We start from the raw sequence: 16,779 nt of genomic DNA, 5'->3' as shown, positions 1-16,779 counted from the left end.
GCAGGCCGGGCGGTGCCGGGAAGTCTAGCAGGATGTGTGTTGCCGGCAGTTCAATCGGTGGGGGTTGCCGGGGCGTCTTTGGCTGCCTCGGCCGGGCTCTCGGTGGTGGGCGTGGGGCCGGCCGGGGCCTCGCCTTCGGCCGGCTGGTCCAGGCTGTAGGTGCAACCGGCCAGCGTCTTGCCGGGGTGCGACTTGACGTTGGACACACTCAGGATCACCGACTCGATCAGCGCCTCACCGGACTTGGCGTCGATGACATCGCGGCTGACCAGCTCGCGGCCGGCCATGAACTTTTCCGGGGCGTCATAACCCACTTCCAGCTCAAGTTCCTTGGCCAGCGGCCGCGGGTCGGGCATGTCGAACAGCGCAACGATGGTGCCCCCGGCCATGGCGATGTGCTCGGCACTGCGGCCGAACACCGTGATCGGCGTATTCAGCATGTACTCGTTCATGAACAGGTTGCCCTGTGGCAGCGGCCGCCAGCCAAGCGCAACGGCCTTGAGCGGATCGTTGGCAATGGGAGCGAGTGCGGCGAACTCGCTGACGCTCTGCCGGCATTCGATCAGTGCGGGCAGGTCGATGCGGGTCTGGGCTTGGGCGGTGCCGCCGAAAGCGAGCAGCAGGGGCAGGAAATAGGTAGGGCGCACGAGCGATCCGCGTGAGTGGAACGTGGCCGTCAATGATAGCGGCCGGTGGTGGGCTCAGTGCAGGGAACGCGGATGCTGTCGGGAGCCGAAAGCGCGTTGCAGCAGCTGGCTCACGCCGGACAGGAACGCCAGAATCAGCACCGATCCCAAGCTCCAATGCACCACCGTCAGCAATCCTTCCAGCCACTGCAGGGACGGTTGAGCAATCCAGGGCTGCAGGGCTTCGTGCAGGTTTGGGGCAACCAGCAAGAATGCCAAGCTCAGCACGATCAACAGGCGCATCGCGCTGGACGTGGTGCGGAAGAAGGGCAGGGATGAAACTGGCCGGGACAGCAGGCGGAAAGCGATCCAGCGCAATGCGATGGGGCCGCTGAGGGCCATTGCAACGGCGGTGCCCAGAAGCAGAGCCATGAGGTTGCCTGTCATCACTGGGCGCTGCAGTTCTGCATCGTGGGCAGCCAATACCCACCACACCGTGGCGCAGGTGGCGACAGCGATGAAGAAGATCACGGTTGCCAGAATGCAGACGACTTCACCACGCGGCGTATCGAGGCGCGTCTTCAGCGCATGGCGGACGTCTGGCATCAGCCCGACGCCCATCAATGCGATGGCAGCCAGGCCGATGATCGCGCTGACGATGAACATGGCAGGGGCGGGGGAAAGAAAGCCGACACTGACCAGAGCGAGCAGGGTCAGTGCCAGAAGCAGCAACGTTCGCTTGGGAAGAGTGCTCAGTTGCATGATTCTTTCCATCCCTTGGTTGCGGCCAACTTTATCAATACCTGAACTCGACTTACCGCTCCCCAGCATAAGGATCAGCGATACCCAGGTCGGCCAGGATCTCGCGTTCCAGCTGCTCCATCGCCTCGGCTTCCTTGTCGTCCTCGTGGTCCCAGCCCAGCAGGTGCAGCACGCCGTGCACGGTGAGGTGGGCGTAGTGGGCATTGAGGGTTTTGGATTGCTCCTCGGCCTCGCGTTCAACCACCGGGGCGCAGATCACCAGGTCGCCCAGCAGCGGGAACTTCACGCCCTTGGGCAAGCCTTCGGGCAATTCGGCCGGGAAGCTGAGCACGTTGGTGGCGTAGTCCTTGCCACGGTAATGGCGGTTGAGTGACTGGCCTTCCTTGGCATCGACCACGCGGATGGCCAGATCGGCCTCGCGGATGCGGCCCTTCAGCGCAGCGGCGACCCATTTGCGGAAGCTCACCGCTGCCGGCAGGCCGGCGCGGGGGAGGGCGTAGCTCACGGCTACATCAAGACGGGTGGGGCCCTTGGTCATGGCGGGTTCCAGCATTTCAGACGGTACAGAGGCGCACAGTATCGCGCGCAAGGCGTGTCACTGCGACTTCCATTCGTCGGCTGCATAGGTGATTTCGATGACTTCGGCAGACCTGCGTGACTGTTCGATGCCGGCTTGTTCGGCAGAGGAGTGGCAGTTGTAGCCTTGGTGTTGACGGCTCTGGCGGACCAGTTCCACAGCACCCTGCTCGGGCGTGGCATCCGGGTTCAGGTAGATGGTCGCATTGGCACATTCACCGACGTTGGCCACCTGCAGGGCGGGGATCAAGGTGCGCGCGGCAAGGTCGGTCAGGCTGTCGAACGACTCCTGCGTGATGCGCTCCTGGGCGGCGGAGGCACGCAGTTTGAAGTAGTAGAGCTGCTTGTAGAAAAGGTAACCACTGGAATACATGGGCCAGTCGCGAGGCTGCAGATTGAAGCGCATCTGCAGCTTGTGGCCGGTGATCCTGTCGGTATCGGCAATGGCTTTCATCACGGCGGCATCGATGTCGTTGGCCGGGATGCTGTCGTCAGGTTCTGCGGCAGGCAGCGGGAACGGACTGTCGTGCAGTTCCTGCACCCGCGTGTAGATGTTCTGTTTGACTGCCTGCGCGATGTCGTAGCGGAACCCCTTCATGCCGTCGTCCACTGCCGAGGCCGGGTCCAGGCGCCCGGCAGGGTAGACGTATACGTCGAAGCGGGTTTCCTGGTGGCCCTTGAGGATGTACCGGAAGCCGGCGCCGGAGTACTTCTGGTTGGCATCGTAACTGGCACCCTCCAACTCGAAATCGCCCACGTGCTTTGGCGCGATCAGGTAGCTGGTTTCAACATACGGACGCGATTGACTGGCGGGCGATTTCTTGGCGGCGACGGCAGGAAGGCTCGTCGCCAGCATCAGTGCGGCAAGGGACAGCAGCAGATATGGCCGGGGCATGGCACCTCCTGTGCGGGCGGGTGCCGGGAGTGTAAGCCTACTCGGCGCCGGGTTTTACCTGCTGCAGGTCACGCCGGTCGTAAGCGTTGACGATGCGCGCCACCAGCGGGTGGCGGACCACGTCGCGTGCCTCGAAGAAGGTGAAGCTCACGCCTTCCACATCACGCAATACCTCGATGGCATCGCGCAGGCCGGATTTGATGTGCTTGGGCAGATCGGTCTGGGTGAGGTCACCGGTGACCACCGCAGTGGAGCCGAAGCCCAGCCGGGTCAGGAACATCTTCATCTGCTCGATGGTGGTGTTCTGTGCTTCATCCAGGATCACGAACGCATCGTTGAGCGTGCGCCCGCGCATGTAGGCAAGCGGCGCGATCTCGATGACGTTGCGTTCCAGCAGTTTGGCGACCTTTTCCACGCCCATCATTTCGTACAGCGCGTCATAGAGCGGGCGCAGGTAGGGGTCGACCTTCTGGGTCAGGTCGCCGGGCAGGAAACCCAGCTTTTCGCCGGCTTCGACCGCCGGGCGCACCAGGATCAGGCGCTGTACGCGCGATTCGTTCAAGGCTTCGATGGCCATCGCCACGGCCAGGAATGTCTTGCCGGTACCGGCAGGGCCGATGCCGAGGTTGATGTCGTGGGTGGCGATCTGGTGCAGGTACTTGGACTGATTGGCGCCGCGCCCACGCACGGTGCCGCGCTTGACCTTGATCGAGACTTCCTGCGCTTCATAGGCGTGGTCCACCACCTGGTCGACGTTGGCCTGGTTCAGCCGCAGGTGGATGCCGTGGCTGTCGAACACGGTATCCGTGGCTTCGGCATACAGCGCCTTGAGCAGCTTTTCAGCCTCTGCGGAAGTCTTGCCCGGGCCGCTGATCCGGAACACGTGGCCGCGGTTGGCGATCTCCACGCCCAGCTTGAGTTCAATCTGGCGCAGATGCTCGTCGAACGGGCCGGCCAGGTTGGCCAATCGTTCGTTGTCGATGGGGGCAAGGGTGAAGTCGCGATGAGTAGTTGCAGTCATGGCTTCAAAGATGGTGTCGATGGCCGGGACATCAAGGCCGTCGTACGGTCTGTGATGGGGCTTGCATTGTCCCATCGGTAAAGGTCCGGGCGGCATGCCGGACCGGATGCTGGCTGCCCGGCCTGTGGCATCTCACGACGTGGTTGAAATTTAATTAATCAATGAATTAAATAAGGCCATGAAACCATCAGTCCCCAAACCCTCCAACGGCGCCGACCCGGCCGGCGATCCGCCCGGCACAGTGGCACCCGCCCGCAAGCCCAGGAAACGGGCTCCGGGGCGGCAGCCCAGGGGCGATGCGGCCGATCTTCGCGCCCAGTTGCTGGATGCGGCGCTGGCCTGTTTCGTGGCCCAGGGCATCGCCGCGACATCGCTGCGGGACATCGCACGTCGCGCTGGCGTGACACCGGCGCTGGTTCACTACTACTTCGGTGACAAGGCGCGGCTGCAGCATTCCGTGGTCGAAGAACGGCTGTGGCCGGTGATGGTGCAGGTGCATGCCGGCGTGCATGAGGCCGGCGATGGCGTGGAAAATCTGGTCGCGGCATTCGTGGGTGGATTGGTCCGCGCGGTGGCGGCACATCCCTGGCTGCCGACGCTGTGGGTTCGGGAGATTCTCTGTGAAGGCGGCGCGTTGCGTGAAGTGATGATCGAACGCGTCGGCCCGGTGTTGCCGCGCGTACTGGCGGAGCGTTTCACCGCCGCGCAACAACACGGGCAGTTGAATCCGCAGCTCGACCCGCGATTGATCGTGGTGTCGTTGGTGGGCCTGACGATGTTTCCGCTGGCCAGCGCGCCCATCTGGCAGCAGCTGTTCGGCGCCGGGGAACTGGGTGCCGATGAGGTGCAACGACATGCGCTGGCATTGTTGGTGCGAGGATTGGAGCTGAAGTCATGAATGATCGACGCATTCGCGTTGCGGCATCAGCGCTGACGCTGCTGCTGGCAGCCTGTTCCCACGACGCGCCGCAGGCCCTGGGCACACTGGAGTGGGACCGGGTCACGCTGCCGGCGCCCGCTTCGGAAAAGATCGTGCAGATCGACGTGCGCGAAGGTCAGCAGGTCGCCGCCGGCGACTCGCTGATGCAGTTGGAGCTGCGCTATGGCCGGTCGCAGCTGGATGCATTGAAAGCGCAGGCGGCGCAAAGCAGCGCAGTGTTGGCGGAACTGCACAACGGGCCACGCAGCGAGGACATCGCCCAGGCGCGGGCAACGCTGGCCGCAGCGCAGGCGCAGGCGCGTGAATCACAGGCGTATTACGCGCGCCTGCAGCCGTTGGGTGCGCGGCAGCTGGTGGCAGCGTCGGAACTGGATCGCGCCCGTGCCGCAGCGCAGAGCGCGCAGGCCGACGTGGGTCGCGCCGGGGCGGCGCTGGCGGAGCTGCTGCACGGCAGCCGCTCCGAGCAGGTGGCACAAGGTGAGGCGGCACTGGCTTCCGCGCAGGCGAACGTGAGTACCCAGACCGTTCTGTTGGACAAGCTTGCGCTTGTCGCGCCGCGCGCTGGCCGGGTGGACAGCCTTCCCTACAAACTCGGTGACCAGCCCGCCATCGGGGCACCGCTGGTGGTATTGCTGGTGGGGGAGGCGCCCTATGCACGCGTCTACCTGCCGCAGGCGCTGCGCAACCGTCTCAAGGTCGGCGATGCGCTGCAGGTGCAGTTGCAGGGGCAGGAGGCCGCGCAGGTTTATAGCGGGCATGTGCGGATGATCCGCAGCGAGCCGGTGTTCACGCCGTACTTTGCCCTGACCGGCCAGGACGCCGAGCGGCTGAGTTACCTGGCCGAGATCAGCCTGGGCAAGGATGCGGCCGGGTTGCCGGTGGGGGCGCCATTGAAGGTGCTGGCCGATGCCGGACATTGAACGCGTCGCATCGGTGAATGCCGCCGCTTCGCTGGACGAACTGGCGATCCGCGCGCGTGGCGTCAGCCGTCAGTTCGGCGCGTTGAAGGCGGTGGACAACATCGACCTGGATGTAGCGCGCAGGCAGGTGTATGGCTTCCTCGGCCCGAACGGGTCGGGCAAATCCACCACCATCCGGATGCTGTGCGGTTTGCTGACACCCAGCGCAGGCGAGATCGAGGTGCTGGGCCTGCGCATCCCGGAACAGGCCGAAGCGCTGCGCAGTCGTATTGGCTACATGACGCAGAAGTTCTCCCTGTTCGAGGACCTGAGCGTGCGCGAGAACCTCGAATTCCTGGCAGCGGTATATGACATGCCCCGCGTCCGCGCGCGTCAACGCATTGATCAGCTGCTGGAGCAGTACCGCTTCCAGGATCGGCAGAAGCAGCTCGCCGGCACCATGAGTGGCGGCCAGAAGCAGCGCCTGGCGCTGGCGGCGGCGGTGATCCACGAACCGGAGCTGTTGTTCCTGGACGAGCCGACCAGCGCGGTGGATCCGGAATCGCGCCGTGATTTCTGGGAGAAACTATTCGAACTGGCCGATGCCGGCACCACCCTGCTGGTGTCCACGCATTACATGGATGAGGCCGAGCGCTGCCACCGCATCGCCATCCTGGACCACGGCGCACTGGTGGCCGATGGCACGCCGGCCGAACTCACCGGCAGGTTGGCCGGGCGCACGCTGGTGGTCGACGCATCGCAGCCGCGTCAGGCGGTGCGGGTGCTCACCGGTTGCGCCGGCGTGGTCAGCGTGGCGCAGATCGGCAACAGCCTGCGCGTACTGCTGGACCGGACAGATGGCGGTGCCACGCTCGCGGAGGCTTTGCGCAATGCCGGGATCACCGCGCAGGTTCATCCACAGGCGGCCAGCCTGGAGGACGTGTTCGTCGCGGCCACGCACAACCGTAGCGGTGACGGAGAGGGCGCATGAAGCTGCGTCGGCTGCTCGGCGTGATGGTCAAGGAGCTGAGGCAGATGCGCCGTGACCGCATCACCCTGGCGATGATCATCGGCATCCCGGTGATGCAGCTGTTGTTGTTCGGGTATGCGATCAACACCAACCTGCGCGACCTGTCAGCCGGCTTCGCCGACCAGGCGGGGACCTCGGCCTCGCGCACGTTGGCGCGCGATATCGTCGCCACCGGTGTGGTCGCTCCGGTGCTGGAGGTGCAGACGCCGCAGCAGTTGATCGAGGCGATGCGGCGTGGCGAGATCAGCCTCGGCATCGTCATTCCCGCCGACTATGAGCAACGCCGCGCCGAAGGCCGCGAGGCGCTGCAGATACTGGTGGATGGCAGCGACAACGCGGTGCAGAGCGCGGCGGCGCAACTGGCACGCATGCCATTGGATGGCACCGGCTTCAAGCCATTGGCGACCAGCGCAATCAGCGTGGTCGCTTTCTACAATCCGCAACGCAGTTCGGCGGTCAACATCGTGCCCGGGCTGGTGGGGGTGATCCTGACCATGACCATGGTGTTGTTCACGGCGGTGGCCATCGTGCGTGAACGCGAGCGCGGCAACATGGAGCTGCTGATCGCCACGCCGGTCACCAGCGCCGAACTGATGATCGGAAAGGTCATTCCCTACGTGGTCATCGGCTTGCTGCAGACCGGCATGGTGCTGGCGCTCGGCACCTGGTTGTTCCATGTGCCGATCGGTGGCGCGCTGCTGGATGTGTTCATCGCCGCCGGGCTGTTGATCGTCGCCAACCTGGCGCTGGGCCTGCTGATCTCGACCCGTGCGCAATCGCAGTTCCAGGCGATGCAGATGACGTTCTTCATCTTCCTGCCGTCGATCCTGTTGTCCGGCTTCATGTTTCCGTTTGCCGGCATGCCGCGTTCGGTGCAGTGGCTGGCCGAAGTGCTGCCGTTGACGCACTTCCTGCGCCTGATCCGTGGCGTGATGCTGCGCGGGGCCAGTCTGTGGGAGCTGTGGCCGGATGCATTGGCGCTGGTGGCATTCAGTGCGGTGATGATGACCGGGGCGATCCTGCGCTTCCGCAAGCGGCTGGACTGAGCTGCGCCCGGCCGCGGTGAAGTTCTCCACAACCGGTGTGGATGCGGACGCGATGAAGCTGTGGATATCCTTCGCCAGCCCTTCTGCTGCAAGGCTCTGGGGTGGATTGGTCAAAAAAGTGTCAGCGGTGGATGCGTTGTCCACATTCGATGTGGATCGAATCTGCACGAAGGTGTGGATAACCTCGCGCAGCCCAGTACTGGCGGGGTTTTCATCAGTGTGATGAAAAAATGACCACGGTGGTGCAGGGCGCTGCGGGGGAATCCCCGTAGCCTTTCCGTGCAGCTGGAGCCAGGTGTCGGGAGCGCGCTTCGCTGCGAGCACCAACCGGCTTTGTCGTGACAAGGGCAGCCCGGGCGCGCGTGCGCTGACCCGGGCGTTGCCGGACCTCAGTCCTGCGCGACGATCCGCGCGCGCAGCGAGTTGCTCAGCGCTTCGGTGATGACCACCTCCACGAACTGGCCGATCAGACGCGGGTTGCCGGCGAAGTTCACCGAGCGCATGTTCTCGGTCTTGCCGGTCAGCTGGTTCGGATCCTTGCGCGACGGGCCTTCGACCAGCACCGTCTGCACGGTGCCGACCATGCGCTCGGAAATGCCCGCGGCATGTTCGCTGATGCGGGCCTGCAGCCGTGACAGCCGGGCGTGCTTGTCGGCATCGCTGAGCGTGTCTTCCAGATCGGCCGCCGGGGTGCCCGGGCGACGCGAGTAGATGAAGGAAAAGCTCTGGTCGAAGCCCACGTCCTCGATCAGCTTCATGGTCTTGTCGAAATCGGCATCGGTCTCGCCGGGGAAGCCGACGATGAAGTCCGAGCTGATCGAGATGTCCGGACGCACCGCGCGCAGCTTGCGGATCTTGGCCTTGAATTCCAGTGCGGTGTAGCCACGCTTCATCGCGCTGAGGATGCGGTCGCTGCCGGCCTGCACCGGCAGGTGCAGGTAGTTGGCCAGCTTCGGCACATCGCGGTAGGCGTCGATCAGCGAATCACTGAACTCCAGCGGATGCGAGGTGGTGAAGCGGATGCGGCCGATGCCGTCGATCTCGGCCAGGGTGCGGATCAGCAGGCCGAGGTCGGCGATCTCACCGTCGCCATACGGGCCACGGTAGGCATTGACGTTCTGGCCGAGCAGGTTGATCTCACGCACGCCCTGCGTGGCGAGCTGGGCGCATTCGACCACCACGTCTTCGAACGGGCGGCTGACCTCGGTGCCGCGGGTGTAGGGCACCACGCAGAACGAGCAGTACTTGGAGCAGCCTTCCATGATCGACACGAATGCCGAGGCGCCCTCGGCGCGCGGTTCGGGCATGCGGTCGAACTTCTCGATCTCCGGGAAGCTGATATCCACCTGTGGTTTGTTCTGCTCACGGCGGGCGCGGATCAGCTCCGGCAGGCGATGCAGGGTCTGCGGCCCGAACACCAGGTCCACATACGGTGCGCGTTTGATGATGGCTTCGCCTTCCTGCGAGGCCACACAACCGCCGACGCCGATGATGACGTCACGGCCGCCGGCCTTGAGCGCCTTCCAACGGCCCAGTTGGCTGAACACCTTCTCCTGCGCCTTCTCACGGATGGAGCAGGTGTTGACCAGCACCACGTCGGCTTCTTCGGGGTTGTCGGTCAACTCCAGCCCTTCGGCCTCGGCCAGCACGTCGGCCATCTTGGTCGAGTCGTACTCGTTCATCTGGCAACCGTGGGTCTTGATGTACAGCTTGCCGCGCGCGCCGCCGGCAACCTTCGGCTTGACGCCGGGCAGGGGAATCAATTCAGGAGTGGTCATTTCAACAGGCGGCGCGGCAGAGCCGGCCTTGGTCGGCAGGGAGGAGGCTGGCGTCCCGGGCATGGTGCTTATTCCAGACGGGTGGGCGGGCTGGCGGCCAGGGGCCGCTGACGAAGCGGCCTATTGTATCGGCCGGTGACGATCAGCGGCGGAATGGCCGCGTCAAATACTTGGCAAGCCCCGGTGAAGCTGGGAGACTCGCGCCCATGAAGGGGATTTTGGGGATCACCGGCATTCTGATTGCTGCATTGGTCGCCCTGCCGGCCAGTGCCGGCACGCTGTACAAGTGCATTGGCAGCGATGGAATTCCGAACTACGTCAACAAACGCGTCGGCGGCGCCAGCTGCAGCGTTGTCAGCAGCTACCGCCCGTCATCCGGGGCGTCGCACCGTGCACGCGCGGTTGCGGCACCTGTGCCGACCGTCGCTGCGGTTGTCGGCACGCCCGCCAGGTCCGAGGCCAACCCCACCACGGTAGCGGCCGGGATTGCCCCATCCGCGGTCGCCCCGACACCGGTGCAGAGTGCACCGGCCAGCCGCGCGCAGCGGGTAGTCAGCGGGCAGGTCTACTCATACATGAAGGACGGCGTGCGCCACTACACCAGCAACCGTCCCGCGCAGGTGGCCAGCATCGGCAACGTGCGCACGATCAACTACAGCTACATCGAGCGCTGCTTCGCCTGCGGGGTACAGTCCGGTGTCAACTTCGGCTCGGTGCGGCTCAACACCCAGGCCTACAACGCCGAGATCGCCGCTGCCGCGCGCGAGTTCGGGGTGGAAGAGGCGGTGGTCCGCGCCATCATCCACGCCGAGTCGGCCTTCAATCCCACCGCGCTCAGTCGTGCCGGTGCACAGGGCCTGATGCAGTTGATGCCGGCCACGGCGCGCCGTTTCGGTGTCACCGATGCGTATGACAGCGGGCAGAACATCCGGGGTGGCGTGAAGTACCTGTCGTGGTTGCTGCGTCGTTTCAACGGTGATCTGACCCTGGCTGCGGCCGGCTACAACGCCGGCGAAGGCGCGGTGGATCGCCACGGTGGCGTGCCCCCCTACCGGGAGACCCAGTACTACGTCAGGCGGGTGGCACAGCTGGCCGATCGCTATCGGGGCGAGCTGGCTTCGCGGCAGTGAGCGGTTGTTCCTGTTGCAACAGGCCGTGACAAATCGCGCGGACTGGTGTTTGATCGCGTTGTGCGGGCGTTAAGCGTTCCGCTACACTCGCGAACGATTTGTTTCAGAGCGGGCTGGCCCCCACCAGACTGCTGGCAGCCTTAAGCTACCTAATCAATATCGGAGTGCCGGATGGCAAACGATGGGGTAAACGATCCAGTCAATACCGGCCGTCGCCGGTTTTTGACAGCGACCACCGCGGTGGTCGGAGCAGTTGGCGTCGGCTTCGCAGCAGTACCCTTCATCAAATCGTGGAATCCCAGTGCCCGCGCCAAGCTCGCGGGTGCACCGGTGACCGCCGATATCAGTGCCCTGCAGGAAGGCCAACGGCTGATCCTGGAGTGGCGCGGCCAGCCGATCTGGATCGTCAAACGGTCCAAGGCCATCCTCGACGCGCTGCCAACCCTGGATGGGCGTCTGAAGGACCCCGAGTCGGGCAACACCGACCAGCAGCCGGCATACGTGCTCAAGGCCAATCCGGAATACCGCTCGATCAAGCCGGATATCTCGGTGCTGGTCGGGCTGTGTACCCACCTGGGCTGCTCGCCGGAAATGGTCGCCGAAATCCGCCCCGAGCCCTACGACGCGCAGTGGAAGGGCGGCTACTTCTGCCCCTGTCACAAGTCGCGCTTCGACATGTCCGGACGCGTGTTCCAGGACGTGCCAGCGCCGATCAACCTGCTGGTGCCGCCGCACCATTACACGGATGACAACACCATCGTCATCGGCGTTGATCCGCAGGGGGTTGCCTGAGCATGAGCAATATTCTTGTCCGTACCGCTACCGGCGTGGCCAACTGGGTCAATGAGCGTGCCCCGGGTCTGATGCCGGTGTACCGCAAGCACGTCAGCGAGTACTACGCGCCGAAAAACTTCAACTTCTGGTACTACTTCGGTTCGCTGGCGATGGTGATTCTGGTCAACCAGATCCTCACCGGCATCTTCCTGACGATGCACTTCAAGCCCAGCGCGGCGGAGGCCTTCGCCTCGGTCGAATACATCATGCGCGACGTGGAGTGGGGCTGGCTGATCCGCTACATGCACAGCACCGGCGCCTCGCTGTTCTTCATCGTGGTGTACCTGCACATGTTCCGCGGGCTCATGTACGGCAGCTACAAGAAGCCGCGTGAGCTGGTGTGGATCCTGGGCATGTTGATCTACCTGGTGTTGATGGCCGAAGCCTTCATGGGCTACGTGCTGCCCTGGGGCCAGATGTCGTTCTGGGGGGCCAAGGTCATCATCTCGCTGTTCGGCGCCATCCCGGTGATCGGCAACGGCCTGACCGAGTGGATCATGGGCGACTACCTGCCCGGCGATGCCACCCTCAACCGTTTCTTCGCCCTGCACGTCATCGCCCTGCCGCTGGTGTTGCTGCTGCTGGTGGTGCTGCACCTGGGTGCGCTGCATGAAGTGGGGTCCAACAACCCGGATGGTGTGGAGATCAAGAAGGGGCCCAAGGGCAATCGTTGGTCGTCGAATGCCCCGGCCGATGGCATCCCGTTCCATCCGTACTACACGGTCAAGGACATGGTCGGCGTTGGCTTCCTGCTCACGCTTGCTGCCTTCATCATCTTCTTCGCGCCGGCCTTCGGTGGCCTGTTCCTGGAGCACGACAACTTCACCGAGGCCAACCGCCTGGTGACGCCGGAGCACATCAAACCGGTCTGGTACTACACGCCTTACTACGCGATGTTGCGGGTGGTGCCGAACAAGCTGGGTGGCGTGATCGTGATGTTCTCGGCCATCGCCATCCTGTTTCTGGTGCCGTGGCTGGACAAGGCCAAGGTCAAGTCGATCCGCTACCGCGGCACGATTTCCAAGGTGATGCTGGGCATGTTGGTGGTGTGCTTCCTGTGGCTGATGGTGATTGGCTCGGGCCCGGGTACGGCGATCTGGGAAACCTGGGTTGGTCGCGTGCTGACCTTCCTGTACTTCGCCTTCTTCATCACCATGCCCATATGGACCAAACTCGACAGCACCAAGCCGGTACCGGAACGGGTGACGACGCATGACTGACAAGTGGATTGTGCGGCTGGTAATGGCCGCGGCGATGTTGTTCTGTGCGTCGGCTTCGGCCGCCGAAGGTGGCAGCAAGCTGCAACAGGCGGGTAACGACTTGGGGGACCAGGCGTCGCTGCAGCGTGGTGCCCAGGCTTACATGAGCTATTGCTCGGGCTGCCATTCACTGAAGTACCTGCGCTACTCGCGCATGGCCGATGATCTCGGCCTGAGCGAAGCGCAGGTGATGAGCAACCTCAACTTCACCGGTGCGGCTTTCGGCGAGCAGATCCAGGTGGCAATGCCGCATGACGAAGCCACCAAGTGGTTCGGCAAGATGCCGCCGGACCTGAGCCTGATCGCCCGGGTGCGCGGCACCGATTGGATCTACAGCTACCTCAAGTCGTTCTACCTGGACGAAACACGGCCGTTGGGCTGGAACAACTCGGTGTTCCCCAATGCCTCCATGCCCAACCCGCTATGGGAGCTGCAGGGCATCCAGCACGCCATTCATGGCAAGGCCGAGCAGGAAGGCCTGGAGCCGCCGGTGGTGGGCTTCACGATGGGCCAGCCGGGCAACGTGGATGCGCGCGAGTACGACAGGACGGTGCGCGACATCACCAATTTCCTGGAGTACGCCGGCGAACCGGCTGCACTGAAACGGCAGAGTCTGGGTGTCTGGGTGGTGCTGTTCCTTGCGCTGCTGACCTTCCTGGCTTATCTGGTCAAGGCCGAGTATTGGAAAGACGTTCATTGAGCGGGGCTGGAAGCCGGGTGAGCGGGGGCCTTGGCAACCGTGCCTGTCGATTGGCACACTCGGAGGACCGAGGCAACCACAGGCAATGGGCCGGTGGGGCCGCAAGGCTGGCGGATTCCGGCCGTTGGAGAGCCTTTGATGGCGGCGAGTGTGCGTATGCGTAATACCCTGACCCTGTTCTCTGCTAATGACGACGTTCTCTGCCACCGGGTACGACTGGTGCTGGCAGCCAAGGGCGTGAATTACGACCTGGTACCGGTTGACGCGCAGAATCCGCCTGAAGATCTGATTGACCTCAACCCATACCACTCGGTGCCGACCCTGGTTGAGCGCGAGCTGGTGCTGTATGCGGCATCGGTGGTCAGCGAGTATCTGGACGAGCGCTATCCGCACCCGCCGCTGATGCCCGTGGACCCGCTGTCGCGCGCGCGCCTGCGCTTGGCGATGCTGCGCATCGAGCACGATTGGGTGCCGCAGGTGCAGGCCATCCAGCTGGGCAACAAGACCCAGGCGGAGGCCGGTCGCAAGCGGTTGAAGGAATTGGTCGCCCAGTCGGTACCGCTGTTCAAGGCCAGCAAGTTCTTCCTCAATCCGGAAATGAGCCTGGCTGACTGCGCGATCGCACCGATCATCTGGCGGCTGGAATCGCTGGGTATTCCGTTGCCCAAGGATGGCAAGGCCATTGAAGATTACGGCAACCGCCTGTTCCGCCACCCCGGCTTCGTCCGCAGCCTGACCGACCAGGAAAGGAAGCTGCGCGAACTGCCGGTCTGACGGATTGTTCTGGCCGTCATCGTGGCGGCGGACGACATGGAAAGCATGGATGCCCGCTGTATGTCGGAGCCGTGGACGCCGCCTGAGGGCGGCGTTCGTGCATCAATGCCAAGTACACTTGTCACATGACTGAAGAAACTTTCCGTATGAGCAGCCATCGCCCGTACTTGCTGCGGGCATTGGTGGAGTGGATCAACGACAACGGCATGACCCCGCATCTGATGGTCGATGCCGGTGTGCCGGGTGTGCAGGTACCACCCACCGCGATCAAGGAAGAGCGCGTTGTGCTCAACATTGCCGAGCGGGCGGTCATGCGCCTGCATATCGACAATGATGCGGTGAGTTTCACAGCGCGTTTCTCTGGCACCAGCTTCCAGGTGCATGTGCCGATTGCAGCGGTGCTGGCCGTGTATGCGCGTGAAACCGGGCAGGGCATGGCATTGCCGGATGACATCCCGGGCGCCGAGCTGGCATCCGATGACGATCTGCCGCCCGATACCACGCCGCCGGACGCGCCGCCGCCGACGGCAGGCAAACGCCCGCATCTGCGCGTGGTCAAGTAACCCGCTCACTACCGCCACCGAAAGGTGGCGGTTTTCGTTGAGGTTGGCAGCGGAGGCAGGTGGTGTCGGCCGTTTGACCGGGCGATCTGTCCGCTCCTGCGATGTCTGCAGTGTGCGGAACGCTGGTCGCAGCTCTTTGCCGAACCGACAGCCGTCGTTCCGCCGCTTGCGCGGCCATAGCCTGGGGGGCAACAAAGGCAGTGGCGGGCTGGTTCGTTGGAAAAGCGGTGCACGCCGGTGCGGGCGCAGGTCCCTCTGTCTGCGGAACCGCCGCGCGCGCGGAGCATGCGCTCGCAGCGTCGTGCAATACCGGCCATGGCCCATAGGCCCAGCTACGGCCTTATGGTCTGCCTGATTACTGCGGCGGTCATTGGATCAGCCGTTTCTGCAGCAGCCTTTGCCTCAAACGTCTTCGGCTTCTTCCGTGCTCTGGCGAAGGCGGCCGATCTGTGCCGCTGACGGGCCGGTGAAGGAGATCAGCTGGCCGCCACGCAACACCAGGCGACCGGTGTGGCGGTCAACGCCGTCATAGGAATAGTCGAAGCGGAAGCTGCGCTCGAAGCCCAGCCAGCCGCTGGGCAGGCGGCGCAAGCGCAGGCCGGTGGCATGCACGCTCTGGTCAAGCCATTGCACGTCGGCGGCACGGCAGGCATTGCGGCCAAGTTCGGTGGCGCGGTCAGCGGCGGCGCGGGATCGATCCCAGACGGCAAAACCAATCGCACCGACGATCATCAGGATAAGCAGGGTAGGCATGCCGATACTTTAGGGCATCCCGCCGTGGCTGGTGCAATGCCGTGCCCTTCCGCTGGTGGACGCTGCGCCAGCGCTTCACCCGTGCCGGGCATCATCGATGTCGAGGTTTGGGGGATGTCAGCGCGTAGGCGGGGCTGGAACCGGCTCGCTCGACGCGGCTGGCACTGGTGCGGTGGGAGGGGCCTGTTCCGGGTGCGGTACGGGAATCGGTGCGGTGGCGGTAAGTTTAAGCAGCGCCGCCCAGTCCTGTCGGTTGAGGTTGCATTCCTCCTCATGGCCGGGCGAGCACCCTTGCTCAATGATCGGTTGCGCATTGTTGGCCTTGGGGAGCTCAAGCAGGCCGGTCCGGTCGAGCATGAGCTTGCGCATCACCACCGCGTTGGCCACGTTGCCGCCCACCAGGTACAACGTGCGGTCGCCGCCGACATTGGCACCGATCACCACTTCGCAATGCGATTTCCAGTTGCCGGCGCGGCCGCTGCCCAGTGCTTCGATCAACCCCGTGTAGTTCAGTGTGCTGCTGCGATTGCGCAGGAAGCAGAGCATGTCCCCAGGTGCCGGTTTCTCCGTGCCGGGATCAGCCATCCGGTAAGGCGAGCCGTTGGCGCCGCCCTGATAGGCGGCGCGGATGTAGTCGATATGGCGAGGGGAGCGGTTGAAGCCGGGCACGCTGGCGCGTGTCATCACCCAGGAAATGAAAGCCGCCGACCACGGGTTGTCGATCAGGAATGCACGGCAGTCGGTGTCGCTGTAACGGTTACCGGCCGGCTGCATGCAACTGGTGGCGCCGGGGATGGCGCCCATCGCCGACAGGGTGCCGCTTTCGCGCCAGTATCCGGCAACGCGTTGCCAGGCGATCAGGCCGTTGTCGGCGAGGTGCTCGGCTTCGGCTTCGGTGACGCCAAGGCTGGCAATGCGGCCGTCGCGGTCAATGAAGGGGCGGTACCACAACCGGTGTTCATCACAGGCAGCGCGGACGATGGCCTTGGCGGTGTCGCTGACCCCGTAACGCACGGGAATGTCGCAGGCCTCGACCGCCGCAGCGGAAAAGGCGGGGGCGAGCAGCGCAAGGCAGCACAACAGGTATCGGTACGCCACATCTGACTCCGCGAGGGTGCAGGGGAAGTGTTGCAGTTCAGGTCGTGTGGAAGCCGTGAGCGCCGGCACCCGCAACGAGCGCCTGGGCGCGGGCA

General features: G+C 64.3%; 18 protein-coding genes. 10 read left to right on the top strand and 8 right to left on the bottom strand.

Going from position 1 to position 16,779, the window contains the following annotated elements; translation table 11 throughout:
- Window positions 1–50 precede the first annotated feature (50 nt).
- From ABB26_RS15585 to ABB26_RS15565, 5 genes are read right to left on the bottom strand one after another with little or no spacing between them, the layout of a single operon-like run.
- Window positions 51–647: a hypothetical protein gene (locus ABB26_RS15585; protein ID WP_057635623.1), complete on the bottom strand. Its 597-nt coding sequence runs from the start codon at window positions 645–647 to the stop codon at window positions 51–53.
- Between the two features lie 54 nt (window positions 648–701).
- Complete coding sequence (locus tag ABB26_RS15580) at window positions 702–1,457, bottom strand: hypothetical protein (protein WP_152982709.1); 756 nt, start codon at window positions 1,455–1,457, stop codon at window positions 702–704.
- Window positions 1,441–1,926: an rRNA maturation RNase YbeY gene (gene ybeY, locus ABB26_RS15575; protein WP_057635659.1), complete on the bottom strand. Its 486-nt coding sequence runs from the start codon at window positions 1,924–1,926 to the stop codon at window positions 1,441–1,443. The genes ABB26_RS15580 and ybeY overlap by 17 nt, the downstream gene beginning before the upstream one ends.
- A 57-nt stretch (window positions 1,927–1,983) precedes the next feature.
- Complete coding sequence (locus tag ABB26_RS15570; protein ID WP_245626239.1) at window positions 1,984–2,859, bottom strand: hypothetical protein; 876 nt, start codon at window positions 2,857–2,859, stop codon at window positions 1,984–1,986.
- Window positions 2,860–2,896: 37 nt separating this feature from the next.
- Entirely contained in the window at window positions 2,897–3,880 is a 984-nt protein-coding gene (locus tag ABB26_RS15565; RefSeq protein ID WP_057635657.1) for a PhoH family protein, read from the bottom strand.
- A gap of 178 nt (window positions 3,881–4,058) precedes the next feature.
- Between ABB26_RS15565 and ABB26_RS15560 the strand changes: the two genes are divergently transcribed.
- Genes ABB26_RS15560 through ABB26_RS15545 form a run of 4 tightly spaced genes read left to right on the top strand, consistent with a single transcriptional unit; the run spans window position 4,059 to window position 7,795 of the window.
- Window positions 4,059–4,778 carry a TetR/AcrR family transcriptional regulator gene (locus ABB26_RS15560; RefSeq protein ID WP_083490876.1) on the top strand — a complete coding sequence of 240 codons (720 nt, stop codon included), beginning with the start codon at window positions 4,059–4,061 and terminating at the stop codon, window positions 4,776–4,778.
- Window positions 4,775–5,740: an HlyD family secretion protein gene (locus ABB26_RS15555; RefSeq protein WP_057635621.1), complete on the top strand. Its 966-nt coding sequence runs from the start codon at window positions 4,775–4,777 to the stop codon at window positions 5,738–5,740. The genes ABB26_RS15560 and ABB26_RS15555 overlap by 4 nt, the downstream gene beginning before the upstream one ends.
- Window positions 5,727–6,710, top strand: a complete 984-nt coding sequence (locus tag ABB26_RS15550) for an ABC transporter ATP-binding protein (protein ID WP_425477269.1) — start codon at window positions 5,727–5,729, stop codon at window positions 6,708–6,710. Before ABB26_RS15555 ends, ABB26_RS15550 begins: the two co-directional genes overlap by 14 nt.
- Window positions 6,707–7,795, top strand: coding sequence for an ABC transporter permease (locus ABB26_RS15545; protein ID WP_057635620.1), 1,089 nt, complete (start codon window positions 6,707–6,709; stop codon window positions 7,793–7,795). Before ABB26_RS15550 ends, ABB26_RS15545 begins: the two co-directional genes overlap by 4 nt.
- 389 nt (window positions 7,796–8,184) lie before the next feature.
- On the opposite strand, the gene miaB is transcribed toward ABB26_RS15545, so the two are convergent.
- Entirely contained in the window at window positions 8,185–9,636 is a 1,452-nt protein-coding gene (gene miaB / locus ABB26_RS15540) for a tRNA (N6-isopentenyl adenosine(37)-C2)-methylthiotransferase MiaB (RefSeq protein ID WP_083490875.1), read from the bottom strand.
- Window positions 9,637–9,779: 143 nt separating this feature from the next.
- Here miaB and ABB26_RS15535 point away from each other — a divergent pair, with 143 nt between their 5' ends.
- From ABB26_RS15535 to ABB26_RS15510, 6 genes are all read left to right on the top strand, one after another.
- Window positions 9,780–10,703 (top strand): lytic transglycosylase domain-containing protein, encoded by a 924-nt coding sequence (locus ABB26_RS15535; RefSeq protein WP_057635618.1) that lies wholly within the window; start codon window positions 9,780–9,782, stop codon window positions 10,701–10,703.
- 171 nt (window positions 10,704–10,874) lie between these two features.
- On the top strand, window positions 10,875–11,495 hold the full coding sequence (petA, locus tag ABB26_RS15530) for a ubiquinol-cytochrome c reductase iron-sulfur subunit (protein ID WP_057635617.1): 621 nt from the start codon (window positions 10,875–10,877) through the stop codon (window positions 11,493–11,495).
- 2 nt (window positions 11,496–11,497) lie between these two features.
- Entirely contained in the window at window positions 11,498–12,757 is a 1,260-nt protein-coding gene (locus ABB26_RS15525; RefSeq protein WP_057635616.1) for a cytochrome b, read from the top strand.
- The gene (locus tag ABB26_RS15520; RefSeq protein WP_057635615.1) at window positions 12,750–13,496 is read left to right on the top strand and encodes a cytochrome c1; all 747 of its coding nucleotides are present in this window, start codon (window positions 12,750–12,752) and stop codon (window positions 13,494–13,496) included. Before ABB26_RS15525 ends, ABB26_RS15520 begins: the two co-directional genes overlap by 8 nt.
- 138 nt (window positions 13,497–13,634) lie before the next feature.
- Entirely contained in the window at window positions 13,635–14,270 is a 636-nt protein-coding gene (locus ABB26_RS15515) for a glutathione S-transferase N-terminal domain-containing protein (RefSeq protein ID WP_057635614.1), read from the top strand.
- A 125-nt stretch (window positions 14,271–14,395) separates the two neighbouring features.
- The gene (locus ABB26_RS15510; RefSeq protein ID WP_057635613.1) at window positions 14,396–14,833 is read left to right on the top strand and encodes a ClpXP protease specificity-enhancing factor; all 438 of its coding nucleotides are present in this window, start codon (window positions 14,396–14,398) and stop codon (window positions 14,831–14,833) included.
- Window positions 14,834–15,235: 402 nt separating this feature from the next.
- Here ABB26_RS15510 and ABB26_RS15505 read toward each other — a convergent pair whose 3' ends face one another.
- Together ABB26_RS15505 and ABB26_RS15500 are read right to left on the bottom strand one after the other, a co-directional pair.
- Window positions 15,236–15,586: a DUF3301 domain-containing protein gene (locus tag ABB26_RS15505; RefSeq protein WP_057635612.1), complete on the bottom strand. Its 351-nt coding sequence runs from the start codon at window positions 15,584–15,586 to the stop codon at window positions 15,236–15,238.
- Between the two features lie 117 nt (window positions 15,587–15,703).
- On the bottom strand, window positions 15,704–16,684 hold the full coding sequence (locus ABB26_RS15500; protein ID WP_057635611.1) for a DUF2272 domain-containing protein: 981 nt from the start codon (window positions 16,682–16,684) through the stop codon (window positions 15,704–15,706).
- Window positions 16,685–16,779: the final 95 nt, after the last annotated feature.

It is taken from the genome of Stenotrophomonas humi (assembly GCF_001431415.1).
Classification (GTDB): Bacteria; Pseudomonadota; Gammaproteobacteria; order Xanthomonadales; family Xanthomonadaceae; genus Stenotrophomonas; species Stenotrophomonas humi.
This window is presented reverse-complemented; position numbering and strand designations above follow the sequence as displayed.